Here is a 26,145-nt window from a genome sequence, read left to right as displayed (position 1 = left end):
ACGTCGCCGGGGCCCCTCGCCGTCCGCACCGACCGAAGGCAGGCCATGTCCACGCCCGTCCCCCCGCCGTCCGCCGCGCCCCTCGCCACGCCGTTCGCTCCGCCCTTCCCCGCCCCGCGCACGCTCCTCACGGACGACCTCCTCGACGCCGTCCGCGGCCGCGCCGGGGGCTACGACCGCGACAACGCGTTCTTCGACGAGGACCTCGCCGCCCTGATCGAGGCGGGATACCTGCGCGCGCTCGTGCCCACGTCGTTCGGCGGCGCCGGCCTCGGCCTGCGCGAGGTCGCGCACGAGCAGGCGCGGCTCGCGGGCGCGGCGCCCGCGACGGCACTCGCGGTGAACATGCACCACGTGTGGACCGGCGTCGCGCGCTACCTGCACGAGCGCGGCGACGACTCGCTCGACTGGCTGCTCGAGGAGGCCGGTCGCGGCGAGGTGTTCGGCTTCGGGTACTCCGAGGGCGGCAACGACCTCGTCCTGCTCGGCTCGCGCACCGAGGCACGTCCGGACGGCGCGGGCGGCTACACGTTCCACGGCCGCAAGATCTTCACGTCCAACTCGCCCGCGTGGACGCGCCTCGGCGTCCTCGGCCTGGACACGACGTCCGACGACGCCCCGCGCCTCGTGCACGCGTTCGTCCCCCGGGACGCCGGCGTCGAGGTCCTCGACGACTGGGACACGATGGGCATGCGCGCGTCGCAGTCCCGATCCACGGTGCTCGACGGCGCCCACGCGCCGGCCGACCGGGTCGTCCGGCGCCTTGCGCCCGGCCCCACGCTCGACCCGCTCGTCGTCGGGATCTTCACGACGTTCGAGACCCTCCTCGCGTCCGTCTACACCGGGATCGCGGAGCGCGCGCTCGAGCTGGGCGTCGCCGCGGCGCGTCGCCGGACGTCGATGAAGAACGACGGCGCGTCGCTCGCGCAGGATCCCGACATCCGCTGGCGCCTCGCGGACGCGGCTCTCGCGCTCGACGCGGTGTGGCCGCAGATCGACACCGTCGCGGGCGAGCTCGACGCGCTCGTCGACCGCGGCGCGGGCTGGTTCCGCGCGACCGCGGGGCTCAAGGTGCGCGCCACGGAGACCGCGAAGACGGTCGTCGACCAGATGGTGCGCGTCGCCGGCGGGTCCAGCTACTTCGCCGGGAACGAGCTGGGCCGCCTGTACCGCGACGTGCTCGCCGGGATCTTCCACCCGTCCGACGACGAGTCCGCGCACTCCACGGTCGCGCAGTCCCTGCTGGGCCCGCTCGACTGAGCGGCGCGTCGCCCGCCGAGCATGTGGCTGCGGCCCGTCCTGAGCACCGGACGGGCCACGACCGCATGCTCGGCGGAAGCCGGGGACGGGAGGCGTGACCGGGAGGTGATCGCCCGGGGCACGCGTCACGGCCCCGGGCGTACGCTGCCGCCATGAGCGACCCGCACGTCCCCGCCGCCCTCTCCCCCGCTACCGTCGCCGTCGCCGCGGGACGGCCCGAGCGGGCGCAGGGCGCGCCCGTGAACCCGCCGATCGTCCTGTCCTCGACGTACGTCTCGCAAGGCGTCCAGCAGCCCGGAGAGCTCCTGTACACCCGCATGGACACCGAGACGTGGCACCCGTTCGAGGAGGCGCTCGCCGCGCTCGAGGGCGGCGAGCAGGCCGGCGTGGTCTTCGGTTCCGGGATGGCGGCGATCGCGGCGGTCTTCTCGGTCGTCCCGGCCGGTGGCAAGGTCGTGCTCCCCCGGCACGCGTACCAGGTGACGCTCGGCTTCGCCGACGACCTCGCCGCGCGCGCGGGGGTCGAGGTCGTCCGCGTCGACGTCGCGGACACCGACCAGGTCGTCGCCGCGCTCGACGGGGCCTCGCTCCTGCTCGTCGAGTCCCCGACGAACCCCATGCTCGAGGTCGCCGACCTGCCCGTGCTGCTCGCGGCCGCGCGCGAGCGCGGCGTCCTCACCGCCGTCGACAACACGTTCGCGACGCCTCTGGGGCAGCAGCCGCTCTCCCACGGCGCGGACGTCGTCGTGCACTCGGTGACGAAGTACCTCGCCGGGCACTCCGACGTCGTCCTCGGGGCCGCCGTCGCGCGCACGGCCGAGCTCACCGCGACGCTGCGGGCCTACCGGACGCTCCACGGGTCGATCCCCGGCCCGTTCGAGGTGTGGCTCGCGCTGCGCGGGCTGCGCACGCTCGCGCTGCGCGTGGAACGCTCGCAGGCGAACGCGGCGGAGCTCGCCCAGCGTCTCGCGGACCACCCCGACGTCGTCGAGGTGCGCCACCCGAGCCTGCCCGCCGATCCCGGGCATGATCGCGCGTCGCGCCTCATGACGGGCTACGGGTCGATCCTCGGGCTTCGGCCGCGCGGCGGCGCCGCAGGCGCTGACGCCGTCGTCGGTGCCGTGCGCCTGTGGGTGCCTGCGACGAGCCTCGGGGGCGTGGAGTCGAGCCTGGAGCGTCGTCGCCGGTTCGCGACCGAGTCGCTCACGGTCCCCGAGGACCTGCTGCGGCTCTCCGTGGGCATCGAGGACGTCGAGGACCTCTGGCGGGACCTCGACCAGGCGCTGCGGGCGTCCGCCGGCTGACCTCGCGCGGGGTCCGCTACCGCGCGCCGGTGCCCGGGCGCCGGGACCGCGTCGGGTCCGTCGAGTCCGTCGAGTCCGTCGGGACGTAGAAGACGCCGCCGTCGAGGTCGACGTCGAACGGGCGGCCCTCGGCGGGGCGCTGCACGATGTCGAGGCGCTGGCGCTCCTTCTCCTCGGTGAGGTGCGTGCGGCTGGGCTGGAAGATCTCGACGATCTCGCCGAACATGCCAGACGACGCGCTCTCGCCCCCGCCCGCGTCGCGGCGGGCGCGCGCCTCGGCGCCCGAGGTGAACCGCGCGATCCCAGCCACGAGCAGCACCGTGAGCGCGATCGCGACGAGCACACCCACCACGTCTGCGCCGGTCCCCTGCAGCATCCTCCGAGCCTAGCGTCGACCACGTGGGCGGGGCCACGGGTCCGCAGACCCCCGGCGCGCACGGTCTACGAGACGCGGGCGAGGTCCCGTCGAGACGCCTCCGTGACCGGACCGGGACCGGACCGTGCTCTGGCCGTCGCGCGAGCGTGACCTGCGGTTTCTACGATCGGTCCCATGGACGCACGAGGAACGATGCGCACGGACCGTGGCGACCGGGGGCGACGCGCGACCGTGACGTCACCGCGGGTCGCGACGGCCGTCGTCGGGCTGCTGGCGCTCTCGCTCGCCGCATGCTCCCCCGGCGGCACGGACGACTCCCCGTCGCCGTCGGGCACCGCGACGAGCGGCTCCCCCAGCCCCACCGACTCACCGACCGACGGCCCGGGCGAGAGCCCGACGGACGGCTCCACGGCACCGGCCGACGACGCGACCGAAGCACCGCTCCCGTTCCCCGCGAACACCGACCCGGACACGCAGGACCCCTCCGCGGACGCGGCGCTCACCGTGACGGACATCCGGATCGGGCACCACGACGGGTACGACCGGGTCGTCCTCGAGCTCGGCGGCACCGGGACGCCCGGGTGGCGCGTGGAGTACGTCGACCAGCCGGTCGACGACGGCAGCGGCAACGTCGCGACGGTCGACGGCGACGCCTACCTGCAGGTCATGATCTCCGGCTCGGGCTACCCCATGGACACCGGCGTCGAGGAGTACACCGAGCCCAACCCGGTGCGTGCCGGCGACGACGGCGAGGTCGAGGAGGTCCTGCTCCGCGGCGTGTTCGAGGGGTACACCCAGGCGTTCGTCGGGGTCGACGACGAGCGGCGCCCGTTCCGGGTGTTCTCGCTCGAGGACCCGACACGCGTGGTCGTCGACGTGCGCGACGACGACTGACGCGCGCGCGGCCCCACCCGAGGGTCGGCGACCCCCTCAGCGCTCCGCCGAGATCCCCTCGGCCTTCTGGGGGCGGGCGAGGAGGCCGCGCGCCATCTCGTCGACCGGCATCCCCTCGTGGAGCACCGCGACGACGCCGGCCGTGATCGGCATCTCGACCCCCACCTTCTGGGCGAGCTCAAGGACCGAGCGGCACGACTTGACCCCCTCGGCCGTGCCGCCGGTCGCCGCGATGGCGTCGTCGAGGCTCAGCCCCTGGCCGACGTGCTTGCCCAGCGTGTGGTTGCGCGAGAGCGGCGACGAGCACGTCGCGACGAGGTCCCCCATGCCCGCGAGGCCGGGGAACGTCTCGGCGTCCGCCCCGAGCGCGAGCCCGAGCCGCGTGATCTCCACGAGGCCGCGCGTGATGACGGTGGCCGTCGTGTTGTAGCCGAACCCCCGGCCCTGGGCGATCCCCACGGCGAGCGCGATGACGTTCTTCACCGCCCCGCACAGCTCGACCCCGACCACGTCGCGGTTGGTGTAGGGGCGGAAGTACGACGACGAGCAGGCGCGCGCGACGTACCGCGCCACGTCCTCGTCGACGCACGACACCACGGTCGCCGTCGGCTGACGGTGCGCGATCTCCCGCGCCAGGTTGGGTCCGGACACCACGGCGACGCGCTCCGGCGGCAGTCCGAGGGACTCCGCGACGACCTCGCTCATGCGGCGGTCGGTGCTCAGCTCGACGCCCTTCATGAGCGAGACCGCGACGGCGTCGGGCTCCAGGTGCGGACGCAGCTCGGCGAGCGTCGTGCGCGCGACCTGCGAGGGGATCGCGACGACCACCAGGCCCGCCCCGGCGAGCGCGTCGCGCGCGTCGGTCGTGGCCCGGATGCCCGTGGGCAGCTCGATGCCCGGCAGCCGCTTCTCGTTGCGTCGCTCGACGTTCACCTGCGCGGCGACCTCGGGGTCGCGACCCCACAGGCGGACCTCGCAGCCGGCGTCGGCGAGCACGGCGGCGAACGTCGTGCCCCAGCTCCCCGACCCGAGGACCGCGGCGACGACGCGCTCCTCGGTGGACGCGTCGTCCGTGCCGAGCGGCGCGGGGCTGATCTCGACGGTCTGGTCCCCGCTCACCGGCGGCGCTCCGAGCCCGGGTGCTGACGCAGGTCGAAGCGCTCCGCGGGCGCCTTCGCGCCGCGGATCTCCTCGAGCTGGCGCGTGATCGCCGCCATGATGCGCTCGGTCGCCTCGCGCAGCGTCGCGGTGTCCTGCGGGCGGTCGTAGAGGTCGGACAGGTCGACGGGCGGTCCGGCGTGGACGGCGACCCGCTTGGGCGGGATCGGCTTGAACACCTTGCCGTACGGCGCCAGGAGCTGCTCCGCGCCCCACTGCGCGATGGGCACCACCGGGGCGCGGCTCGTCAGGGCGAGGCGCGCGACGCCCGTCTTGCCGACCATGGGCCAGCCGTCGGGGTCGCGCGTCAGCGTCCCCTCGGGGAAGAACACGACGCACTGGCCCTCGGCGAGGCGCGCCGTCGAGTCGACGAGCGACTGCGCCGCACCCGCCGTGCCGCGGTGCACCGGGATCATGCCCGTGCTCGTGAGGATCCGGCCGAGGACCGGCACCTTCCACAGCGACGCCTTGGCCGTGATCTTGGGTGCGCGTCCCTGGTCGTAAAGGAAGTGCGCGAGCGTCACGGGGTCGACCTCCGTGACGTGGTTCGCCGCGGCGATGAAGCCGGTCGGGGGCAGGTTCTCCGCGCCGCGCCAGTCGCGGCGGGTGATCGCGAAGAGGATCGGGCGCAGGAAGAACGCGAGGGTCTTGTACGCGCGCGGGGTCTCGGGCAGGCTCGGCACGGTCACCGAGCCTACCGGGCGCGACCCCGCGCTCAGATCCAGCCGTGCCGCCGGGCGACGTGCGCGGCCTCGTGGCGGTTCGCCGCCCCGAGCTTGGCCGCCGCCGACGACAGGTAGTTGCGCACCGTGCCGGGAGCCAGGTGGGCGCGCGTCGCGATCTCCTCGACGGGCGCGCCGTCGGCGGCGAGCTCGAGCACGTCCGCCTCGCGCGCGGTGAGCGGGCTCGCACCCGCCGCGATCGCCTCGGCGGCGAGCTCGGGGTCGACGTACCGGCCGCCGTCGCGCACCTGGCGCACGACGTCCGCGAGCACGCGCGAGGAGACCGTCTTGGGGAGGAACCCGCGCGCGCCCGCCTCCAGCGCCCGCTTGAGGTAGCCGGGCCGCCCGTGGCTCGTGACGATCACCACACCGCAGGACGGCAGGTCGCGCGCGAGCCGCTGCGCGACCTCGACCCCGTCCAGGCCGGGCATCTGGAGGTCGAGCACCGCGACGTCGGGCTCGTGCTTGAGCGCCGCCGCCACGGCCTCGGGCCCGGAGGCGGCCTGGGCGACGACGTCGAGGTCGTCCTCGAGCGCCAGGAGCGACGCGACGGCGTCGCGGATGAGGTTCTCGTCGTCGGCGAGCAGGATGCGGATCACGCGCGCGTGGACCTTTCGGGCGCAGGAGAGGGGAGGTCGTGGTCGGGCTGCCGCGCCGGCGCGCCGCGGGCAGCGCCGTCGTCCGGCACGCGCGCGACGAGGCCGAACCGCCCGCCGTCGAACCACGTCCGCAGGCTCCCCCCAGCCTCCTCCAACCGCTCGCGGAGCCCGACCAGCCCCGAGCCGCGCCCGTCGCCTGCGCCCGCAGGTGCGCCGTCGTTGACGATCTCCACGACGCTCGACGCACCGTCCCGGTGGACGGTGATCGTGCAGGTGCGTGCGGTCGAGTGCCGCACGACGTTCGTCACCGCCTCCCGGACCGCCCACGCGAGCGCCTCCTGCGCCGCGGCGCCGACCGGTGTCTCCTCGCCGTGCACGGTGGTCTCGATGCCCGCCGAGCGCAGCACCGAGCGCGCGCCCACGAGCTCGGCGCCGAGGTCGGCGGTGCGGTAGCCCGCGACGACGGCGCGCACCTCGCGCAGCGCGTCCTGCGCGATGCGGCGTACCTCGAGCATCTGCTCCTCCGCGCCGGGCCGGCCGCGGGCCGCGAGCTCCGCGGCGAGCTCGCTCTTCACGGCGACCACGGACAGGGTGCGCCCGAAGACGTCGTGCAGGTCGCGCGAGAACCGCAGCCGCTCCTCGGCGACGGCCAGCCGCGCGTGCAGCACGCGCGTGCGCTCCTGCTCCCACACGATGCCGAGCATCCACACCGACACCCGGTAGGACCCGAAGACCGCGACGAGCATGACCGTGCCGGAGAGGCCGAGGGCGAGCGCCGCGCCGGCGGTCGTCGGGGTGATCGGCCCCGTCCCGACCCACACCGCGCACCCCGTGACGGCGCCGAACAGGACGGCGAGCAGCGCGAGGCGACGGAACGTGAGGAGCGGCACGACGGCGAGCGTGCCGAAGCCGAACCCCACCAGGAGCGCGTAGTACCGGGCGCTCGCTGCGACGTCGTCCGCCGACTCGACGGGGAAGGTCCAGAGACCGACCATCGCGACCGCGAGGGACACGGCCCCGTGGAGCGCGAGCAGCCACGGGCGCACGACCGGGCCCCCGAGGAAGTGCACCACCCCGGCCCGGAGCAGGGCGAGGCACGTGACGGTGTGCGCGAGGACGAGCAGCAGCCACGCGCTGACGACCCCCGGTCGGAACGTCGGGTCGGAACCGACGAGCACGAGTGCGAGGAACGGCTCGAACAGCGAGAGCAGGTACAGCGACCAGCGCGTGTAGGCGTCGAACCGCTCAGGGGCGGTCCGACGACTCCACACGTCGAGGAACGTGCGCGGTCGGGTGATCACGCGGACCAGCGTCCCACGCACGCGCGCCGCACCGCCGTGACAGGCGTCATGACCCGCGGCGACGGGCGGTCCGGTCAGTCCCGGCGGACGTCGGCGCCGAGCGCGACCAGCTTCTCCTGGAAGTTCTCGTAGCCGCGGTCGATGAGGCTGATGCCGCGCACCGTCGACGTGCCCTTCGCGGCGAGCGCCGCGATGAGGTGGGAGAAGCCGCCGCGCAGGTCGGGCACCTCGATGTCGGCCGCGGCGAGCGGCGTCGGACCGGAGACGACCGCCGAGTGGTGGAAGTTGCGCTGCCCGAACCGGCAGTCGCGCCCGCCTAGGCACTCCTTGTAGACCTGGATGGTCGCGCCCATGCCGCGCAGCGCGTCGGTGAAGCCGAAGCGGTTCTCGTAGACGGTCTCGTGCACGATCGACAGGCCCTTGGCCTGGGTGAGCGCGACGACGAGCGGCTGCTGCCAGTCCGTCATGAAGCCCGGGTGCACGTCGGTCTCGAGCACGATGGGGTCCAGGTCCCCGCCCGGGTGCCAGAACCGGATGCCGTCGTCCTGCACGTCGAACCGGCCGCCGACCTTGCGGAAGGTGTTGAGGAACGTCATCATCTCGGGCTGCGTCGCGCCCTTGACGGTGATGTCGCCGCCGGTGGCGAGCGCGGCCGACGCCCACGAGGCGGCCTCGATGCGGTCGCCCAGCGCGGTGTGCGTGTACCCGTCGAGGCGGTCCACGCCCTCGATGCGGATCACGCGGTCGGTGTCGACCGAGATGATCGCGCCCATCTTCTGGAGCACCGCGATGAGGTCCATGATCTCGGGCTCGATCGCGGCGTTCGCCAGCTCCGTGATGCCCTCGGCGCGCACGGCCGTGAGCAGGAGCTGCTCCGTGGCACCCACCGACGGGTACGGCAGCGCGATCTTGGTGCCCTGGAGGCGTCGCGGGGCGCGGATGTGGATCCCGTTCTCGCGCTTGTCCACGACGGCACCGAACTGGCGCAGGATGTCCAGGTGGTAGTTGATCGGCCGGTCGCCGATCCGGCACCCGCCGAGGTCGGGGATGAACGCCTCGCCGAGGCGGTGCAGCAGCGGGCCGCAGAACAGGATCGGGATGCGGCTGGAGCCCGCGTGCGCGTCGATGTCCGCGACGTGCGCCGACTCGACGTTGGACGGGTCCAGGTCGAGGATCCCCGCGTCCGGGTCGGACTTCACCGCCACGCCGTGCAGCTCCAGGAGCCCCGTCACGACGCCGACGTCGCGGATCTGCGGCACGTTGCGCAGCACGCTCGGCGACTCCCCCAGCAACGACGCCACCATGGCCTTGGACACGAAGTTCTTCGCGCCGCGCACGGTGATCGTCCCGTCCAGCGGGGTCCCGCCGTCGACGTACAGCACATCCTTCATGAGCTCTGGTCGCCCTCTCGCCAGCCGATGATCGTGGTGCCCCTGCGGGCAGGGGCCCGCGTGCGGGGCCGCGGACGGCCGTTTCCGCGCGCGCGGGTCCCGTGCGTGCCAACGTGCGGCACCCGGAGATTATTCACCCCCTGCGGGGGTGCTCGCCGCCGAGACGACGGCGGCGGCCGTCCCCGACACGTTACTCCCCGGTACCCCTTCACGGGACGGGAGTCCGGGACCGCGAGGGACAACCCTGGCCGCGCGAGGTAGAGCCCTGGTCCCGCGAGGTAGAGCCCTGGTCACGACCACGCCTCTCCCTCGGCGGTCCAGGGCTCTGCCTCGGCGGTCCGGGAGACCGGGTCAGACGGCGGTCGCGTCGAACGCGGCGACGTACCTGTCGATCTCGGCGAGGTAGGCCGCACGCTGCGAGTCGCCCAGCCACGACGCCTCGAACGAGTTCTTCGCGAGCTGCACGACCTCCTGCGTCGTCAGCCCTGCCGCCTCCGCGAGCGCCACGTAGTTGTCGGCCACGTAGCCGCCGAAGTACGCCGGGTCGTCGGAGTTCACGGTGACGCGCACGCCCGAGCGCAGCAGGCCCGCGATCTCGGTCGCCTTCATGTCGTCGGTGACGAACGAGTTCGAGATCGGGCACGTCGTGAGGCCCAGCCCGCGCTCGCGCACGACGTCGACGAGCGCCGGGTCCTCCACGACGTTCGTCCCGTGGTCCACGCGGTCCACGCCGATCTCGTCGAGCACGGTCCGGATGTTGTCGATGCTGCCGACCTGGTCGATGTCGCAGTGCATCGTCAGCCGGTACCCGAGCTCGCGGGCGCGCGCGAACACGTCGGCGAACTTCTGCGGCGGGTTGTCGCGCTCGTCCGAGTCGAGCCCGACGCCCAGGATCTTGTCCCGGAACGGCAACGACGCCTCGAGCGTCTCGGCCGCGCTCTCGGCGGAGTGGTCGCGCAGGAAGCACAGGACGAGGTGCGCGTCGACGCCGTGCTTGCTCGGCGCCTCGGCCGCGGCGCGGTGGTAGCCGGTGACGACGGCCTCGAACGGCACGCCGCGCGACGTGTGCGCCTGCGGGTCGAAGAACATCTCGGCGTGCTTCACCCCGTCGGCGGCCGCGCGGGCGAGGTAGGCGTCCGCGAGCTCGTAGAAGTCGTCCGCGGTCTGCAGCACCTCCATCGCCGGGTAGTACACGGCGAGAAAGCTCGTCAGGGAGTCGAACGCGTACGTCGCGCGCACCTCCTCGACCGTCGACTGGCCGATGTCGATGCCGTTCCGCTGCGCGAGGCGCAGCTTGAGGTCGGGCTCCAGCGTGCCCTCCAGGTGCAGGTGCAGCTCCGCCTTCGGCAGGCCGGTGACGAACTCGCGGGTGGGCGTCGTGGGCGCGGGCATGGGTCTCCTTCTCGGGTCGGTGTCCCCCCTCCCTATCCTCCCCTGCCCGACGGCGGAGGGCCGCCCGCGCGCGAGGTCGTGACGCGGCGTCGGGCGGGACCCGGCCGAACCGAATCGATTAGGTCGGTACCGCAGCGGCTCGTCGTCGGGCATCGTCGCCGTGTTCGACGTCCGAGAGCAAAGGAGCTGGAGAGATGCGACGCATTGCAGCGTGGGCCGCCGCGGTGGTCCTCGGCGCGGCAGGCCTCGTGGCGGCCTCGCCACCTTCCCCCGCCGCGGCGCACGGGGCGGAGGTGTTCCCGGGGAGCCGTCAGTACCTGTGCTGGGTGGACGGCCAGACGGGCAACGGTCAGGTGGACCCGCAGAACCCGGCGTGCGCGAACGCCTACGCCGTCAGCGGGACCTCGGCCTTCTACAACTGGTTCGGGAACCTCGACTCGAACGGCGCGGGACGGACCGCGGGCTACATCCCCGACGGTCAGATCTGCGACGGCGGGGGTCGCGGCCCGTACGACTTCAGCGGGTTCAACGCCGTGCGGGACGACTGGCCGCGGACCCACCTGACCGCCGGGGAGACGTACCAGTTCCAGCACAACAACTGGGCCGCGCACCCGGGTCGGTTCGACGTGTACGTCACCAAGGAGGGCTGGGACCCCGGCAGCCCGCTCGCGTGGAGCGATCTCGAGCTCGTCGACTCCGTGACCGATCCGCCCGCCAACGGTGGGCCCGGCGGGCTGAACTACTACTACTGGGACGTCACGCTTCCCGCCGACCGCAGCGGCGACCACATGATCTTCACCCACTGGGTCCGCTCGGACAGCAACGAGAACTTCTACTCGTGCTCCGACGTCGCGTTCGACGGCGGCGACGGCGAGGTCACGGGGATCGGCGACGACGGCGGCGAGCCGACCGAGCCCGCGTGCCCGGACGAGGCGCCGGGTGCCCCGGGGTCCGTCATGGCCATGTCCGTCACCTCGAGCAGCGCGCACGTCATGTGGGGCGCGGCCGAGTCCGGGTGCGTCACCGGGTACGACGTGCTCGATCCCGCGACCGGCGAGGTGATCGCGAGCACCGACGGGTCGCCCATGGTCGACCTCACCGGCCTGGAACCCGGCACCGCCTACACGGTCGACGTCCGGTCGCGCAACGACCACTCCGGCGCCGTCTCGACCACGCGTTCCGTCACGTTCACCACCCTGGAGGACGACGTGACGCCGGAGCCGCCCGGCGCCTGCGAGGTCGACTACTCCGCGTCCTCGTGGGGCGGCAACAGCACCGGGTTCACCGCGTCGGTCACCGTGACCAACACGTCGACCGCCCCGGTGAACGGCTGGTCGGTCACGTTCGCCTACCCGGGCGGACAGACGGTGGACGAGCCCGGCTGGAGCGCCGTGGTGAGCCAGGACGGGAGCACCGTCACGGCGGCGCACCCGGCGTGGCAGTCGAGCATCGCGCCGGGGCAGTCGGTCACGTTCGGCTTCAACGGCGCGACCGCGACGGCAGGAACCCACCCGGCACCGACCGGCTTCGCGCTCAACGGCGTCGCCTGCGGCTGACCGTTCCACGACGGCGGGCCGGCGGTAGACGTGCCGCCGGCCCGCGGTCGTGCCCGGTGATCCGTCGAGGCTCTACAGCAGCCTGCCGCCGGTCACGCCGATGCGGTCGCCGGTGATGTAGCTGGACTCCTGCGACGCGAAGAACACGTACGCCGGCGCGAGCTCGGCGGGCTGCCCGGCGCGGCCCAGCGGCGTGTCGGCGCCGAACTGCTCGACCTTCTCCTCCGGCATCGTGGCCGGGATGAGGGGCGTCCAGATCGGTCCGGGCGCCACCGCGTTGACGCGGATGCCTTCCGGCGCGAGCTGCTGCGCCAGGCCCTTGGTGAAGTTGAGGATCGCGGCCTTGGTGGTGGCGTAGTCGAGCAGCTGCGGGCTCGGCTCGAACGCCTGCACGGACGTGGTGTTGACGATCGCCCCGCCGCGCGGCAGGTGGTCGAGCGCGGCCTTCGTGATCCAGAACAGCGCGTAGACGTTGGTCTTCAGGACGCGGTCGAGCTGGTCGGTCGTGATCCCCCGCAGGCCCTCGTCCTGCGACATCTGGTACGCGGCGTTGTTCACGAGGACGTCGAGGCCGCCCAGGCCCGCGACGGCGTCGGAGACGAGCTGCCGGCAGAACTCCTCGTCGCGGATGTCGCCCGGCAGCAGGACGGCCGTGCGGCCCGCGTCCTCGACCCACCGGGCGGTCGTCCGGGCGTCCTCCTCCTCGTCCGGGAGGTACGAGATCGCCACGTCGGCGCCCTCGCGCGCGAACGCGATGGCGACCGCGCGGCCGATGCCGGAGTCGCCCCCGGTGATCAGTGCGCGCTTGCCCTCGAGCCGGCCCGATCCTCGGTACGTGGACTCCCCGTGGTCGGGCTCCTGGGACATGTCGCCCGTGCGGCCGGGCGGCTCCAGCTGGTCCGCGGGCTGCTCGGGCTGCGGCTGCTGCGTGGTCGGGTCCTGGGGCGTGGTCTGGTCGGACATGTACGGCTCCCCTGTCGACGTTTCGGCGGAACGTCCAGCATGAGCGCGGTGCCGCCCGCTCGCAGCGCGCCGTCGCGCAACGCCTCGCGCCGCGGCTCCACCTACTCCCCCGCCGACACCAGACCCACCCGGTGGGCGAGCACGACCGCCTGCACCCTGTCCCGCAGACCCAGCTTGGCCAGGATCCGGGACACGTAGGTCTTGACCGTCTCCGGTGTGATGACGAGCTCTCGCGCGATCTCGGCGTTGGACAGCCCGGCAGCGAGCTGCTCGAGCACCTCGAGCTCGCGCGGGGTCAGGCTGCGCACGACCTCGTCCCTCGCGGGGCGGGAGGTGTCGGTCGGCCGCACACGCTCGGCGTAGCGGCCGATGAGGGCGCGCGTGACGGTCGGGGCCAGCAAGGACTCGCCCCGCGCGATCGTCCGGATGCCGTCGACCAGCTCGGCGGGAGGGGCGTCCTTGAGCAGGAACCCGCTCGCCCCGGCGCGCAGCGCCTCGTAGACGTACTCGTCGACGTTGAAGGTGGTCACCATGAGCACCTTGGCCGGTGTCTCGACGCCGGGCCCCGCGATCTGCCGCGTCGCCTCGATGCCGTCGAGCACGGGCATCCGGACGTCCATGACCACGACGTCGGGTCGCAGCCGTCGCGCGGCCTCGACGGCTGCTCGGCCGTCCTCCGCCTCACCGACGACCTCCATGTCGGACTGCGCGGAGAAGATCGTGACGTAGCCGACCCGGACCAGCTCTTGGTCCTCGCAGACCAGGACGCGGATCGGGGGTCGTGACGGCGCCGGCGAGACGGTCATGAACGGCTCCTGGTCGGGGCGGTGGGGATCCGGGCCCGCACGCGGAAGCCCCCGTCGGGCGTCGGGCCGGTCTCCAGGTCGCCGTCGAGGACGCGGACACGTTCGCGCAGGCCGGCGAGCCCCCGGCCGGCCGGTGCCGCCACCCCCGCGGTCGCGGGCACCCCCGGCGCCGAGCTGCCCGACGTCGCGACCGACGGACCGTCCGACGGGGCGGGTCCGCCGGTGGTCACCTCGGCCACGAGGTGCTCGGTGTCGTGCCGTACGCGGACGGTGGTCGGCCGCCGGGGGGCGTGCTTGAGCGCGTTGGTGAGACCCTCCTGCACGACCCGGTAGGCGGCGAGCCCGACGGCGTCGGGCAGGTCACGCCGTCCGCCCTCCTCCTCGGCCCACTCCACCGGCTGACCCGACCGGCGGGCCTGCTCGACGAGGTCGCCCACGCGGCCGAGCACGGGTGCCCGCTCCGCGGGTGCCGACTCTCCCGTGGCCTCGAGCACGCCCAGCAGGTGCCGGAGCTCGATCAGGGCGCGCCGCCCGGTGCCGCTGATCGCGACGAGCCCCTCGGCCGCGCGGTCGGGCGCCGCGGACAGGAGGAACTGCGCGGCGTCGGCCTGTACGACCATCGCCGTCACGTGGTGCGTCACGACGTCGTGCAGCTCCCGGGCGATCCGAGCGCGCTCCTGGGACGTCGCCACGGCGGCGGCCAGACGTCGGCGCTCGGCCTCCTCGGCACGCCGGCGGCGCACTCCCGTGCCGGCCAACCAGATCACCACCAGGACGAGGTAGAAGGCGAGGAACACCGGCAGCCGGTTGGGCGAACCCAGACCGGTCAGCGCCGTCGCGAGGATGACGTAGCCCCCGGTCGCCAGGGTGGCGACGCTCCGTCGGAATCGCACCAGGTGCGCTCCGGCGGTGTACAGCGCGACGTAGAGGCCCACGCTCGCGAACGACGGCGGGTACGACAGGACCTGGTCCGCCGCGAACGCCGCCCCGACGACGGCGAGGCACGTCGCGGGACTGCGACGGCGGACCGCGAGGGGCAGGCACTGCGCGAGGACCAGCGTCACGGCCAGCGCGTCCGTCGGCCGCTCCGGCAGGTCCCCGAGCTCGACGCCGATCGCCGAGAGCGTCGGGACGAACCCGAGCACGGCGAGCGCGACCGCGAGCGAGGCGTCCAGGGCGTCCTGCCGGCTCGCTCGCCACCGTCCAGGCGTCCGGCCGGTGAGCGAGGCCCGGTCGAGGACGAGGTTGACGGGCACGGCCCGAGCCTACGGGCGACGGCCGCGGGCGGGGAGCAGCGTCCCACGGCGGCGCGCGAGGACGAGCATCGGGACGGCGATCAGCGCACCGATCGTCACGGTCACCAGCGAACCCTCGATGCCGAAGGCGCCGCCCGTCAGGATGCTCGGCCCTGCGACGTCCGCGACCAGCAGGCCCGGGGCCGCGTGGCCCGAGACGGGGATGCCGAGCAGCGCCACCGTGGCGTTCCAGGCGAGGTGCAGGCCGATGACGAACCAGAGGTTGCGGCGCCAGAGGAACGCGGCGCCCAGCAGCCCGCCGGCCTCGATCGCGATCGCCAGCGCGCTCCACGGGGTCGCGCCCGGGTTGAACAGGTGCGTCAGGCCGAAGAACAGGGCCGTGACCGCGAGCGCGGCCCAGCTGCCGAGCACACGCTCCAGCGCCTGGAGCGCGAAGCCGCGGAACATGAGCTCCTCCGTCACGGCCGCGCCCACGGTGACCGCGAGGATGGGAGCCACGACCGCGAGGAGGTCGACGTCGGCGATGCGGAACGTGTAGCCGCCGAGGGCCGTGACGACGGCCGCGGACACCGCCACGAAGCCGAGCCCGAGCGCCGCGCCCAGCAGGGCCTCCGGCACGGCGCGGCGGGCCGCGATCTCAGGCGTGCGGCGTCGGGCGACGAACCGCATGACCACCCGGTAGACGACGACCGCGAGCGCCGCGCCCAGCACGGGGAGCAGCAGGAACGGCTCGGCCGACGCCGTCGGGCCGGCGACGACGCCGACGCCGACCACGCCGATCAGCATCCAGGTCAGGGGGTGCCGCAGGAGGCGGGCTACCGGGCCGCCGCCGGTGTCGAGGGTGTCCGGTCGGGGTTCCGTGGTCGTCGTGCTCATGATCGCCTCCGTCGCTGCGCGGCCGCCCGGATCGGCGACCAGCAGCAACGCTAGGAAGTCGCGACCGCGAGCGAATCGCCCGCAGGCGAGCAGCCCGGGTAGCTCTCCCGGGGGACCCGAGGCCCCGTTCGACGACGAAGGCCCGGACCTGCGGGACGCAGGTCCGGGCCTCGGCACCGGTGGTCGCCCGCCCGGGCGACCGCCCTCGGACGGATCAGAAGTTGATCATGTGCCCCGCGAGGCCGTGGATCGACTCCTGGACGGCCTCGGACAGCGTCGGGTGGGTGTGCACGTTGCGCGCCACCTCGTTGACGGTGAGGTCCCACTTCTGCGCGAGGGTGAGCTCGGGCAGCATCTCGGAGACGTCGGGGCCGATGAGGTGGCCGCCGAGGAGCTCGCCGTAGGTCTCGTCGGAGATGAGCTTGACGAAGCCGGTCGGGTCGCCGAGGCCGTGGGCCTTGCCGTTCGCCATGAACGGGAAGGTCGCGACCTTGACCTTGTAGCCCTCGTCGCGGGCCTGCTGCTCGGTGAGGCCGAAGCTCGCGACCTGCGGCTGGCAGAACGTCGCGCGCGGCATCATGCGGTAGTCGCCGAGCGTGAGGGTCTCGGCGCCACCGATGGTCTCTGCCGCGACGACGCCCTGCGCCTCCGCGACGTGCGCGAGCATGAGCTTCGCGGTGACGTCGCCGATCGCGTAGATGTGCTCGACGTTGGTGCGCATGACGTCGTCGATCGCGATGGCGCCGCGCTCGGTGAGCTGGACGCCGGTGTTCTCGAGGCCGAAGCCCTCGACGTTGGGCGCGAAGCCGACGGCCATGAGCACCTTGTCGACGACGAGCTCGCCCGGCTTGTCGTCCTTGACGCCCTTGTAGGTGACCGTGACGCCGTCCGTGCCGTTGTCCTTGACCGTCTGGACGGCGGTCGACGTGAGGAGGTTGACGCCGAGCTTCTTGTACTGCTTGGCGATCTCCTTCGACACGTCGGCGTCCTCGTTGGGCAGCGCCCGGTCGAGGAACTCGATGATCGTGACGTCCACGCCGTAGTTCTTGAGGACGTAGCCGAACTCCATGCCGATCGCGCCGGCGCCGACGATGGCGATCGACTTCGGCAGGTCGCGCGTGAGGATCTGCTTCTCGTACGTGACGACGTTCTCGGACAGCTCGACGCCCGGGAGCAGGCGCACCTTCGAGCCGGTCGCGATGATGACGTTGTCGAACGTCACCTGGTCGGTCGAGCCGTCGGCGAGCTTCACGTCGAGCGTGTGCGCGTCGCGGAACGTGCCGCGGCCGTCGTACTCGGTGATCTTGTTCTTCTTCATGAGGAAGTGCACGCCCTTGACGCGCCCCTCCGCCACGGTGCGCGAACGGTCGAACGCCGCACCGAAGTCGAAGCTGACGTCTCCGGAGATGCCGAAGGTCTTCGCGTCGTGGGTGAAGATGTGCGCGAGCTCGGCGTTGCGCAGGAGCGCCTTGGACGGGATGCAGCCCACGTTGAGGCACACCCCACCCCAGTACTTCTCCTCCACGACCGCGACCGACAGGCCCAGCTGGGCTGCACGGATCGCGGCCACGTAACCACCGGGACCTGCACCGAGGACGACGACGTCGTAGTGGGATGCCATGGCGTCAAGCCTACTGGCGCGGGATCGGCCGTGGCGCGCCGTTGCGCGCGACGTCCGCCACACCCGAGAGGCCCGCCAGGGTTGACCCTGCGCCGTCGGGCGGGTCACAATGTCCGGGATGCGACACCTGCGGCTCCTCCTTCGCCGGCCGCGCTGAGCCCGCCGGGCGGGCACGCTCAGCGCGGCGATGCCCGCGCGTCCTCACGGGACCGGGCGAGTGCCCGACGACGAAGCCCACCGTCTCGAGGAGCCTTCCCGTGGACGCCGCACCCCCACCCCACCCCACCCACCCCTCCCACCCCGCCGACCATGCGGGTAGCGACCGTGCCGGGCCGGTCTCGGGCGACGACCGCATGCTCGGCGGGTCGACGCGCGAGGTCGAGGTCCGCTGGCAGCGGTACTGGGCCGAGCACGGCACGTTCCGCGCGCGCGACGACGGCGCGCGGCCCCGCCGGTACCTGCTGACGATGTTCCCGTACCCCTCAGGCGACCTGCACATGGGTCACGCCGAGGTGTTCGCCCTGGAGGACGTCGTCGCGCGGTACTGGCGCCTGCGCGGGTACGACGTGCTCAACCCGATCGGCTGGGACTCGTTCGGGCTGTCCGCCGAGAACGCGGCCATCCGCCGGGGCGAGAACCCCGCCGTCTTCACCGAGACCAACATCGCGGCACAGGCCGCGACGGCACACCGGTACGGGGTGTCGTTCGACTGGTCGCGCCGCCTGGAGACCCACCGCCCGGAGTACTACCGGTGGACCCAGTGGCTGTTCCTGCGCCTGCTGGAGCGCGGCCTCGCCTACCGCGCGACGGCCCCGGTCAACTGGTGCCCCGCCGACCGGACGGTGCTCGCCAACGAGCAGGTCGTGGGCGGACGGTGCGAGCGGTGCGGGGCGGCCGTGGTGCAACGCGAGCTCACGCAGTGGTTCGTGCGCGTCACCGCCTACGCGGACCGGCTGCTCGACGACATGGACGCGCTCGCGGGCGCGTGGCCCGCGCGCGTCCTGACGATGCAGCGGAACTGGATCGGGCGGAGCGCGGGCGCACGCGTGCGCTTCGCGGTCGTGCCCGACGGCGGTCCGCGCGCCACCGCGAGCGCCTCACCCGGTGCGGGCGCTCGCCCGGAGCACGTCGAGGTCTTCACCACGCGCCCCGACACCCTGCCCGGCGCGACGTTCGTCGCCGTCGCGCCGGACGGGCCGCTCGCGGCGGCGCTGTGCGCGCCCGAGCACGCGGACGCCCTCGCCCGGCACCGCGAGGCCGCGCTGGCCTCCGGGGAGATCGAGCGCACGAACGCGCAGCGCCCGAGCGCCGGGACGTTCCTGGGTGCCTGGGTCCGCCACCCCGGCACCGGCGAGCGACTGCCAGTGTGGGCCGCCGACCACGTGCTGCCCCGCTACGGGACGGGCGCTGTCATGGGCGTGCCCGCGCACGACGACCGCGACGCGCGCTTCGCCGCCGCGCACGGCCTGCCCACCGGGTCGGGCGAGACGTGGCCCGGCGTCGAGGAGGCGATCACGCGGCTGGAGGCCGACGGCGCGGGCGAGCGCGCGACGTCGTACCGGCTGCGCGACTGGCTCGTCTCGCGCCAGCGCTACTGGGGCGCCCCGGTGCCGGTCGTGCACTGCCCCGGCTGCGGCGTCGTGCCCGTCCCCGACGACGAGCTGCCCGTGCGGCTGCCCGACCTGGCCGGCGACGACCTGCTGCCTCGCGGACGCTCGCCGCTCGCCTCCCCCGCCGCCGACGCGTGGCGGTGCGTGCCGTGCCCGCGCTGCGGCGCGGCCTCCGAGCGCGACCCGGACACGCTCGACACGTTCGTGGACTCGTCCTGGTACTTCCTGCGGTACTGCTCGGTAGGCGACGGCGTGACCGACGACGTGCCGTTCCGTCCCGAGGACGCGCGGCGGTGGATGCCCGCGGCGCAGTACGTGGGTGGCGTCGAGCACGCGATCCTGCACCTGCTGTACAGCCGGTTCGTCACGAAGTTCCTGCACGACGAGGGGTGGGTGGACGTCGTCGAGCCGTTCGCGACCTTGCTCAACCAGGGACAGGTCCTGGGCGGCGGGCGGGCCATGAGCAAGTCGCTCGGCAACGGCGTCGACCTGGGCGAGCAGCTCGACCGGCACGGCGCCGACGCGGTGCGCCTCGCGATGGTGTTCGCGGGGCCGCCGGAGGACGACGTGGACTGGGCCGACGTCGACCCGGACGCCATGCGGCGGTTCTGCGCGCGCGTGCTGCGGCTCTCGGATGCCGTCGGCCCGGACACCGGGCACGGCACGTCCGGCCCCGGGGCGCGGGATGTCGTCAGGTTCGGCTCGCGCGCGCACGCGCTGCGCCGTGCCACGCACCGGACCGTGCACGAGTCGCAGGACCTGCTCGACCGCAGCCGGTTCAACGTGGTCGTCGCGCGCGTCATGGAGCTCGTCACCGCCGCGCGCCGGGCGTCCGAGGTCGGCCCGGCACCGGACGAGGACGGCGTCGCCCACGCCGCCGCCGTGCGCGAGGCCGTCGAGGTGGTCGCGGTCCTCCTGAGCCTGTTCGCGCCGCACACGGCCGAGGAGGCCTGGCACCGGCTGGGTCGCGAGCCGTCGGTGGCTGACGCGACCTGGCCCGTCGTCGACCCGGGGCTGCTCGCCGCGGACGAGGTCGAGGCGGCCGTGCAGGTCGACGGGAAGGTCCGCGACCGGGTGCGTGTGCCCGCGGACGTCGACGAGCGTGCGCTGCACGACCTCGCGCTCGCGACGACCGGCGTCGCGCGGGCGACGGCCGGGCGCGAGGTCGTGCGCGTCGTCGTGCGCGAGCCGCACGTGGTGAACGTGGTGACCCGCGCCGCGACGTCCTGACCCGCCGACGCGAGCGGGGGGTGAAGTCGCTACGATGCTGCCGCCGCGTCCACTCGACCAGCGGGCCCGTGCGCGGCGACGCGGGCCGGCGCACGGAGCACCTCCCCATGGCCTTCGGACTCGCTGCCCTCCTGGACGACATCGCGGCGTTCGCCAAGCTCGCCGCGGCGTCGATCGACGACGTCGGCGCCGCCGCCGGGCGCGCGAGCGCCAAGGCGACGGGCGTCGTCATCGACGACACCGCCGTCACGCCCCGCTACGTCGAGGGTCTGGCCGCCAAGCGCGAGCTGCCCGTCGTCAAGCGGATCGCGACCGGGTCGCTGCGCAACAAGCTGCTGTTCATCCTCCCGGCGATCCTGCTGCTGAGCCAGTTCCTGCCCCAGCTGCTCACGCCGCTGCTCATGCTCGGCGGGACGTACCTCGCGTTCGAGGGCGCCGAGAAGGTGTGGGAGCTCGTCTCGGGCAAGCACCACGCCGAGGTCGAGACGAAGGCCGAGAAGAAGGCCGTCGACGAGGACTCGGTGGTCTCGAGCGCGGTGCGCACCGACTTCATCCTCAGCGCGGAGATCATGGTGATCGCGCTCAACGAGGTCGCGTCGGAGGCATTCTGGTCGCGCCTCGTCATCCTCGTGATCGTCGCGGTGCTCATCACGGTGCTCGTGTACGGGGTCGTGGCGCTCATCGTGAAGATGGACGACATCGGTCTGCACCTCGCCAAGCGCGAGACGCCGTGGGTCCAGTCGTTCGGACGCGGGCTCGTCGGCGCGATGCCCAAGGTCATGGCCGTCATCTCGTTCGTCGGGATCATCGCGATGCTGTGGGTGGGCGGTCACATCCTGCTCCAGGGCGCCTACGACCTCGGCTGGCACGGCCCGTACGACGTCGTGCACCACCTCGAGCACGCCGTCACCGGCGTCGCGGGGGTGGGCGGGTTCCTCGGCTGGCTCGTCAACACGGCCTGCTCGGCCGTCGTCGGCATCCTCGTGGGTGGCGTCGTGGTCCTCGTGGCGCACCTCATCCCCCGCCGCAAGCACGCCGAGCCCGCCGCCGAGGCAGCGACGGACCCGGAGGCCACGGGACCGGACCCGGAGCCCACCGACCGCTGATCCCGCGGCGGGCCGAGCAGCCTGCTTGGATGAGGCATGGACTCCGGCACCTGGACGAACATCGGCCTCGTCCTGCTCTTCATCCTCGTCGGCGGCGTGTTCGCCGGCACCGAGATCGCGCTCGTGTCCCTGCGCGAGAGCCAGGTCTCGCGGCTCGAGAAGCAGTCGGCGCGTGGCGCCCGGGTCGCGGCGGTCGCGCGCGACCCCAACCGGTTCCTCGCCGCCGTGCAGATCGGGGTCACCGTCGCGGGCTTCTTCTCCGCGGCGTACGGCGCCTCGACGCTCGCCCCTGACCTCTCGCCCGCGCTCGAGGACCTCGGGCTGTCGGCGACGCTCGCGGACACGGTCGCGCTCGTCGGGCTGACGCTCGTCATCGCGTACCTCTCCCTGGTGCTCGGCGAGCTCGTCCCCAAGCGCATCGCGCTGCAGCGCTCGGCCGGGGTCGCGCTCGTCGTGGCACCGCCGCTCGACCGCTTCGCGACGCTCATGCGGCCCGTCATCTGGCTGCTCTCGCGCTCGACCGACGGCGTCGTGCGGTTGCTGGGCGGCGACCCGTCCGCGCGCAGCGAGGAGATGAGCGAGGAGGAGCTGCGCGAGATCGTGCTCGCCCACGAGTCTCTGCCCGAGGACGAGCGCCGCATCCTCGACGACGTCTTCCAGGCGGGCGACCGCTCGCTCGCCGAGGCCATGACACCGCGCGGGGAGGTCGCGTTCCTCACCGCCGACACCCCGCTCGCGGCCGCGGCCGAGACCGTGGCCGCCGGCCCGTACTCGCGCTATCCCGTGACCGGCGACGACTTCGACGACGTCGTCGGCTTCCTCCACGTGCGCGACCTCCTCGGGCGCGAATGCCCCGACCACCCGGCCACCGACCCGGAGACCGGGCGCGCCCTCGTGGTGCGCGACGTCGTCCGCCCGATCCTCGCGCTGCCCGCGACGAACACCGTGCTCCCCGCGATGTCGCAGATGCGCCGCGAGGGCGTGCACATCGCCGTCGTCGTGGACGAGTACGGCGGGACCGACGGGATCGTCACGCTCGAGGACCTCGTCGAGGAGCTCGTGGGCGACATCCGCGACGAGTACGACGCCGACGAGCCGTCACCGGCGCGCGAGCACGGCACCGCGACGAGCGTCGACGCCGGTCAGACGATCGAGGAGTTCGCGCGGCGCACCGGCGTCGAGCTGCCCGACGGCCCGTACGAGACCGTCGCGGGGTACGTCGTCGCGCAGCTCGGACGGCTGGCGGTCGTGGGCGACCACGTCGACGTCGACGACCGCCGCCTCACCGTGACCGACGTCGCCCGCCGCCGCATCGTCCGCCTCGACGTCACCCCGCTCCCCTGATCGCCGAGTGATGGAACAGCCGCGGGCGAGGCACGCGGACGCGACCATCTCATGCACTCAGCGGTGTGGGTGGCGGGGCGTAGCGTCTGGCGGATGAGCGCAACGACGACGGAGACAGGGTCGGGGATCAAGGTCGGGGTGGTCGGGAGCTTCGGCTCCGCGGCACAGGTGCTGGACATGGCGGTCGGGGCCGAGGAGTCCGGCTGGGACGGGTTCTTCTCGTGGGACGGGCTGAGTCTGCTGTCCATGCCGGTCGACACGTTCGACCCGTGGGCGGTGCTCGCCGCGGCGGCCGTGCGGACGGAGCGCATCGCGCTCGGGGCGATGGTCTTCGCCCTTCCCCGCCGCCGGCCGTGGGAGGTCGCGCGGCAGGCGCTGACCGTCGACCACCTCTCGGGCGGGCGCCTCGTCCTGCCCGTGGGCGTGGGCGTGCTCGACGACGGCGGGTTCTCCGCCGTCCCGGGCCAGCTGCAGTCGCTGCGCGAGCGCGCGGAGCTGCTCGACGACGCGATCGCCTACCTCGACCGGGCCTGGACCGGGGAGACGTTCGCCTTCGACGGCACGCACGTGCACGCGGGCGAGATGCTGTTCCTCCCGCGGCCCGTGGAGCGCCCGGTCGTCGGGCACCACGTGCCGGTGTGGCCGGTGGGCGTCTGGGACGCCGAGCGACCGCCGCTGCGCTCCCTCGACCGCGCGCTGCGGGCCGACGGGATCGTGCTCCAGCTCCGCGGCGAGCGCGGCTTCGACGTGCCCACGCCCGACGACGTCTCCGCGCTGGTCGCGTGGCTCACCGGGCGCCGCGCAGAACTCGGCCTCGACGCGGGTCGGCCGTTCGACGTCGTCGTCCAGGGCGAGCTCCCGTCCGACCGTTCCGCGGCGGCGGACCAGCTCGCCGGCCTCGCCGACGCGGGCGCCACGTGGTGGGTCGAGTCCCGCTGGAACCCCGAGACCGCGACCCCCGACTCGCTCCTGGCCGCGATCAACGAGGGCCCGCCCCGCCCCTGACGTCATCATCCGGGCGGGGATCGGCACGACGTGTCGGCGACGCGATCACGGGCGGGCTCTGGGGTGGTGACGACGGGTCGTGGCGGGCCTGGCGGGAGCAGGGCGAGGAACGGGCCCTGCGGATGGTAGACCCGTCGTCAACACCCCAGAGCCCGCCCCCGCCCCATGGCACGGGCGGACCGTCAGCCGACCGGCCGCGCCGCCTCGATCTCGACCTTGGGCAGCGTCTTCGCCGGCAGCGTCTTCGGGCGCCACGATGCGCGCGTCGCCTCGAACGCGGAGATCTCGTCCTCGTGCTGGAGGGTCAGGCCGATGTCGTCGAGCCCCTCCATGAGGCGCCAGCGCGTGTAGTCGTCGATCTGGAACGGCACGGTGACGTCCTGCGCGGACGCGGTGCGGTTGACCAGGTCGACGGTCACCTCGGTGCCCGGGTTGGTCTCGAGGATCTTCCAGAGGAGCTCGATGTCCTCCTGCGCGACGATGCCGGCGACGAGGCCCTGCTTGCCGGAGTTGCCGCGGAAGATGTCGGCGAAGCGCGACGCGAGGACGACGCGGAAGCCGTAGTCCTTGAGCGCCCACACGGCATGCTCGCGCGACGAGCCGGTGCCGAAGTCGGGCCCGGCCACGAGGACGGAGCCCGCGCGGTAGGCGTCCTGGTTGAGGACGAACGTGGGGTCACCGCGCCAGGCGGCGAACAGCGCGTCCTCGAACCCCGTGCGCGTCACGCGCTTGAGGTAGACGGCGGGGATGATCTGGTCGGTGTCGACATTGCTGCGACGCAGCGGGACGCCGACACCGGTGTGGGTCGTGAACTTCTCCATGCGAGGAACCTCTTCGAGTCTTCGGGGCGACGGATGGGCGACGGCGGGTGGCTCAGACCTGCACGAGGACGCGCGGGTCGAGCGGCGCGAGCGGCGTGCCGTCGAACGACGTGATGTCGGTGCCCTCGGGCAGGTCGAGGTCGCTGAGCGAGGAGAGCGTCCCGCGGAGCGCGGTGGCCGCGGCGACGAGCGGCGACACGAGGTGCGTGCGCCCGCCCTTGCCCTGGCGACCCTCGAAGTTGCGGTTCGAGGTGGACGCCGCGCGCTCCCCCGGCTGGAGCTGGTCGGGGTTCATGCCGAGGCACATGGAGCAGCCCGCGTTGCGCCACTCCGCGCCGAAGTCGAGGAAGATCTTGTCGAGACCCTCGGCCTCGGCCTGGAGGCGCACGCGCGCGGAGGCCGGGACGACGAGCACGCGCACGCCGTCGGCCTTCTTCTTGCCCTGCACGACCTTGGCGACGGAGCGCAGGTCCTCGATGCGGCCGTTGGTGCACGAGCCGATGAACACGGTGTCGACCGGGATCTCGCGCAGCGGCTGGCCCGGCGTGAGGCCCATGTACTCGATCGCGCGCTCGGCGGCGACGCGCTCGTTCTCGTCCGCGATCTGCTCGGGGACGGGCACGGTCGCGGAGATCGGCAGGCCCTGGCCGGGGTTGGTGCCCCAGGTGACGAAGGGCTCGAGGTCGGACGCGCGGAGCGTGACCTCGGTGTCGAAGACGGCGTCGTCGTCGGAGCGCAGCGTGCGCCAGTACTCGACGGCCGCGTCCCAGTCCGCGCCCTCGGGCGCGTGCGGGCGGCCCTTGAGGTACTCGAACGTCGTCTCGTCCGGCGCGATCATGCCGGCGCGGGCGCCCGCCTCGATCGACATGTTGCAGATCGTCATCCGCGCCTCCATGGAGAGCTTGCGGATGGCCTCGCCGCGGTACTCCAGGACGTAGCCCTGGCCACCACCGGTGCCGATCTTGGCGATGATCGCGAGGATGATGTCCTTGCTCGTCGCGCCCGGCGGCAGCTCGCCCTCGACGTTGATCGCCATGGTCTTGAACGGGGCGAGCGGCAGCGTCTGCGTGGCCAGGACGTGCTCGACCTCGGACGTGCCGATGCCGAACGCGAGCGCACCGAACGCACCGTGCGTCGAGGTGTGCGAGTCGCCGCACACGACCGTCAGGCCGGGCATGGTGAGCCCGAGCTGCGGCCCCACCTGGTGCACGATGCCCTGGTCGGCGTCGCCGAGCGAGTGGATGCGGACGCCGAACTCGCGCGCGTTGTTGCGCAGCGTGTCGATCTGCGTGCGGCTCGTGAGGTCCGCGATCGGCAGGTCGATGTCGAGCGTCGGGGTGTTGTGGTCCTCGGTCGCGATCGTGAGGTCGGGACGGCGGACCGGGCGGCCCGCGAGGCGCAGGCCCTCGAACGCCTGGGGGCTGGTGACCTCGTGCACGAGGTGGAGGTCGATGTAGAGGAGGTCGGGCGACCCGTCGGTGCCTCGTCGCACCAGGTGCGCGTCCCAGACCTTCTCCGCCAGCGTGCCGGCCATGTAGCTCATCTCCTCGTCGT

The 26,145-nt window shown here is 73.4% G+C and carries 22 protein-coding genes; 8 read left to right on the top strand and 14 right to left on the bottom strand.

Annotation, left to right across the window (positions count from 1 at the left end; genetic code table 11):
- Positions 1-45: 45 nt before the first annotated feature.
- Together JN535_RS13690 and JN535_RS13685 are read left to right on the top strand one after the other, a co-directional pair.
- On the top strand, positions 46-1,260 hold the full coding sequence (locus JN535_RS13690) for an acyl-CoA dehydrogenase family protein (protein ID WP_205206103.1): 1,215 nt from the start codon (positions 46-48) through the stop codon (positions 1,258-1,260).
- Positions 1,261-1,412: 152 nt separating this feature from the next.
- The gene (locus JN535_RS13685) at positions 1,413-2,564 is read left to right on the top strand and encodes a trans-sulfuration enzyme family protein (RefSeq protein WP_205206102.1); all 1,152 of its coding nucleotides are present in this window, start codon (positions 1,413-1,415) and stop codon (positions 2,562-2,564) included.
- A gap of 16 nt (positions 2,565-2,580) precedes the next feature.
- Here JN535_RS13685 and JN535_RS13680 read toward each other — a convergent pair whose 3' ends face one another.
- The gene (locus tag JN535_RS13680; RefSeq protein ID WP_205206101.1) at positions 2,581-2,940 is read right to left on the bottom strand and encodes a DUF6191 domain-containing protein; all 360 of its coding nucleotides are present in this window, start codon (positions 2,938-2,940) and stop codon (positions 2,581-2,583) included.
- Between the two features lie 174 nt (positions 2,941-3,114).
- On the opposite strand from JN535_RS13680, the gene JN535_RS13675 reads away from it, so the two are divergent.
- Positions 3,115-3,834, top strand: coding sequence for an AMIN-like domain-containing (lipo)protein (locus JN535_RS13675; RefSeq protein WP_240201147.1), 720 nt, complete (start codon positions 3,115-3,117; stop codon positions 3,832-3,834).
- Between the two features lie 36 nt (positions 3,835-3,870).
- Here the strand turns inward: JN535_RS13675 and JN535_RS13670 are convergent, their stop codons facing one another.
- The 6 genes from JN535_RS13670 to JN535_RS13645 form a co-directional block, all read right to left on the bottom strand.
- The gene (locus JN535_RS13670) at positions 3,871-4,929 is read right to left on the bottom strand and encodes an NAD(P)H-dependent glycerol-3-phosphate dehydrogenase (protein ID WP_205206238.1); all 1,059 of its coding nucleotides are present in this window, start codon (positions 4,927-4,929) and stop codon (positions 3,871-3,873) included.
- Between the two features lie 20 nt (positions 4,930-4,949).
- The gene (locus tag JN535_RS13665) at positions 4,950-5,675 is read right to left on the bottom strand and encodes a lysophospholipid acyltransferase family protein (RefSeq protein ID WP_205206100.1); all 726 of its coding nucleotides are present in this window, start codon (positions 5,673-5,675) and stop codon (positions 4,950-4,952) included.
- Positions 5,676-5,707: 32 nt separating this feature from the next.
- A complete protein-coding gene (locus tag JN535_RS13660) occupies positions 5,708-6,313 on the bottom strand; it encodes a response regulator transcription factor (protein WP_205206099.1) in 606 nt (201 codons plus the stop codon).
- The gene (locus JN535_RS21595; protein ID WP_205206098.1) at positions 6,310-7,614 is read right to left on the bottom strand and encodes a sensor histidine kinase; all 1,305 of its coding nucleotides are present in this window, start codon (positions 7,612-7,614) and stop codon (positions 6,310-6,312) included. Before JN535_RS21595 ends, JN535_RS13660 begins: the two co-directional genes overlap by 4 nt.
- Before the next feature lie 74 nt (positions 7,615-7,688).
- Entirely contained in the window at positions 7,689-9,005 is a 1,317-nt protein-coding gene (gene murA, locus JN535_RS13650) for a UDP-N-acetylglucosamine 1-carboxyvinyltransferase (RefSeq protein ID WP_205206097.1), read from the bottom strand.
- A 351-nt stretch (positions 9,006-9,356) separates the two neighbouring features.
- Positions 9,357-10,397, bottom strand: coding sequence for an adenosine deaminase (locus tag JN535_RS13645; protein WP_205206096.1), 1,041 nt, complete (start codon positions 10,395-10,397; stop codon positions 9,357-9,359).
- A gap of 194 nt (positions 10,398-10,591) precedes the next feature.
- On the opposite strand from JN535_RS13645, the gene JN535_RS13640 reads away from it, so the two are divergent.
- Entirely contained in the window at positions 10,592-11,953 is a 1,362-nt protein-coding gene (locus tag JN535_RS13640) for a lytic polysaccharide monooxygenase (RefSeq protein WP_205206095.1), read from the top strand.
- A gap of 72 nt (positions 11,954-12,025) precedes the next feature.
- On the opposite strand, the gene JN535_RS13635 is transcribed toward JN535_RS13640, so the two are convergent.
- From JN535_RS13635 to lpdA, 5 genes are all read right to left on the bottom strand, one after another.
- Complete coding sequence (locus tag JN535_RS13635) at positions 12,026-12,916, bottom strand: SDR family oxidoreductase (protein WP_205206094.1); 891 nt, start codon at positions 12,914-12,916, stop codon at positions 12,026-12,028.
- A 101-nt stretch (positions 12,917-13,017) separates the two neighbouring features.
- Positions 13,018-13,722 (bottom strand): response regulator, encoded by a 705-nt coding sequence (locus JN535_RS13630; RefSeq protein ID WP_205206093.1) that lies wholly within the window; start codon positions 13,720-13,722, stop codon positions 13,018-13,020.
- Positions 13,719-14,978, bottom strand: a complete 1,260-nt coding sequence (locus tag JN535_RS13625) for a sensor histidine kinase (protein WP_307868711.1) — start codon at positions 14,976-14,978, stop codon at positions 13,719-13,721. Before JN535_RS13625 ends, JN535_RS13630 begins: the two co-directional genes overlap by 4 nt.
- A 9-nt stretch (positions 14,979-14,987) precedes the next feature.
- Positions 14,988-15,854 (bottom strand): CPBP family intramembrane glutamic endopeptidase, encoded by an 867-nt coding sequence (locus JN535_RS13620; protein WP_205206092.1) that lies wholly within the window; start codon positions 15,852-15,854, stop codon positions 14,988-14,990.
- A gap of 214 nt (positions 15,855-16,068) precedes the next feature.
- Positions 16,069-17,475, bottom strand: a complete 1,407-nt coding sequence (gene lpdA, locus JN535_RS13615) for a dihydrolipoyl dehydrogenase (protein ID WP_205206091.1) — start codon at positions 17,473-17,475, stop codon at positions 16,069-16,071.
- A 353-nt stretch (positions 17,476-17,828) separates the two neighbouring features.
- Between lpdA and JN535_RS13610 the strand changes: the two genes are divergently transcribed.
- The 4 genes from JN535_RS13610 to JN535_RS13595 all read left to right on the top strand — a co-directional run bounded on the left by JN535_RS13610 (position 17,829) and on the right by JN535_RS13595 (position 23,770).
- Positions 17,829-20,315 carry a leucine--tRNA ligase gene (locus tag JN535_RS13610; protein ID WP_205206236.1) on the top strand — a complete coding sequence of 829 codons (2,487 nt, stop codon included), beginning with the start codon at positions 17,829-17,831 and terminating at the stop codon, positions 20,313-20,315.
- Positions 20,316-20,422: 107 nt separating this feature from the next.
- Positions 20,423-21,421 (top strand): DUF808 domain-containing protein, encoded by a 999-nt coding sequence (locus tag JN535_RS13605; RefSeq protein WP_205206090.1) that lies wholly within the window; start codon positions 20,423-20,425, stop codon positions 21,419-21,421.
- Between the two features lie 36 nt (positions 21,422-21,457).
- The gene (locus JN535_RS13600; protein WP_205206089.1) at positions 21,458-22,765 is read left to right on the top strand and encodes a hemolysin family protein; all 1,308 of its coding nucleotides are present in this window, start codon (positions 21,458-21,460) and stop codon (positions 22,763-22,765) included.
- A 93-nt stretch (positions 22,766-22,858) separates the two neighbouring features.
- Complete coding sequence (locus JN535_RS13595) at positions 22,859-23,770, top strand: LLM class flavin-dependent oxidoreductase (protein ID WP_240201146.1); 912 nt, start codon at positions 22,859-22,861, stop codon at positions 23,768-23,770.
- Positions 23,771-23,952: 182 nt separating this feature from the next.
- On the opposite strand, the gene leuD is transcribed toward JN535_RS13595, so the two are convergent.
- The gene (gene leuD, locus JN535_RS13590; RefSeq protein ID WP_141391365.1) at positions 23,953-24,591 is read right to left on the bottom strand and encodes a 3-isopropylmalate dehydratase small subunit; all 639 of its coding nucleotides are present in this window, start codon (positions 24,589-24,591) and stop codon (positions 23,953-23,955) included.
- A gap of 52 nt (positions 24,592-24,643) precedes the next feature.
- Positions 24,644-26,125, bottom strand: a complete 1,482-nt coding sequence (gene leuC, locus JN535_RS13585; RefSeq protein WP_205206234.1) for a 3-isopropylmalate dehydratase large subunit — start codon at positions 26,123-26,125, stop codon at positions 24,644-24,646.
- Positions 26,126-26,145: the final 20 nt, after the last annotated feature.

It is taken from the genome of Cellulosimicrobium cellulans, assembly GCF_016921195.1.
Lineage (GTDB): Bacteria > Actinomycetota > Actinomycetes > Actinomycetales > Cellulomonadaceae > Cellulosimicrobium > Cellulosimicrobium cellulans_F.
This window is presented reverse-complemented; position numbering and strand designations above follow the sequence as displayed.

Bases quoted from the DNA above. Each gene is read 5' to 3' on its own strand.
- JN535_RS13690 (WP_205206103.1), top strand. From the start codon at position 46: ATGTCCACGCCCGTCCCCCCGCCGTCCGCCGCGCCCCTCGCCACGCCG.
- JN535_RS13685 (WP_205206102.1), top strand. From the start codon at position 1,413: ATGAGCGACCCGCACGTCCCCGCCGCCCTCTCCCCCGCTACCGTCGCC.
- JN535_RS13680 (WP_205206101.1), bottom strand. From the start codon at position 2,940: ATGCTGCAGGGGACCGGCGCAGACGTGGTGGGTGTGCTCGTCGCGATC.
- JN535_RS13675 (WP_240201147.1), top strand. From the start codon at position 3,115: ATGGACGCACGAGGAACGATGCGCACGGACCGTGGCGACCGGGGGCGA.
- murA (WP_205206097.1), bottom strand. From the start codon at position 9,005: ATGAAGGATGTGCTGTACGTCGACGGCGGGACCCCGCTGGACGGGACG.
- JN535_RS13645 (WP_205206096.1), bottom strand. From the start codon at position 10,397: ATGCCCGCGCCCACGACGCCCACCCGCGAGTTCGTCACCGGCCTGCCG.
- JN535_RS13640 (WP_205206095.1), top strand. From the start codon at position 10,592: ATGCGACGCATTGCAGCGTGGGCCGCCGCGGTGGTCCTCGGCGCGGCA.
- JN535_RS13635 (WP_205206094.1), bottom strand. From the start codon at position 12,916: ATGTCCGACCAGACCACGCCCCAGGACCCGACCACGCAGCAGCCGCAG.
- JN535_RS13630 (WP_205206093.1), bottom strand. From the start codon at position 13,722: ATGACCGTCTCGCCGGCGCCGTCACGACCCCCGATCCGCGTCCTGGTC.
- JN535_RS13620 (WP_205206092.1), bottom strand. From the start codon at position 15,854: ATGAGCACGACGACCACGGAACCCCGACCGGACACCCTCGACACCGGC.
- lpdA (WP_205206091.1), bottom strand. From the start codon at position 17,475: ATGGCATCCCACTACGACGTCGTCGTCCTCGGTGCAGGTCCCGGTGGT.
- JN535_RS13610 (WP_205206236.1), top strand. From the start codon at position 17,829: ATGCTCGGCGGGTCGACGCGCGAGGTCGAGGTCCGCTGGCAGCGGTAC.
- JN535_RS13605 (WP_205206090.1), top strand. From the start codon at position 20,423: ATGGCCTTCGGACTCGCTGCCCTCCTGGACGACATCGCGGCGTTCGCC.
- JN535_RS13600 (WP_205206089.1), top strand. From the start codon at position 21,458: ATGGACTCCGGCACCTGGACGAACATCGGCCTCGTCCTGCTCTTCATC.
- JN535_RS13595 (WP_240201146.1), top strand. From the start codon at position 22,859: ATGAGCGCAACGACGACGGAGACAGGGTCGGGGATCAAGGTCGGGGTG.
- leuD (WP_141391365.1), bottom strand. From the start codon at position 24,591: ATGGAGAAGTTCACGACCCACACCGGTGTCGGCGTCCCGCTGCGTCGC.
- leuC (WP_205206234.1), bottom strand. From the start codon at position 26,125: ATGGCCGGCACGCTGGCGGAGAAGGTCTGGGACGCGCACCTGGTGCGA.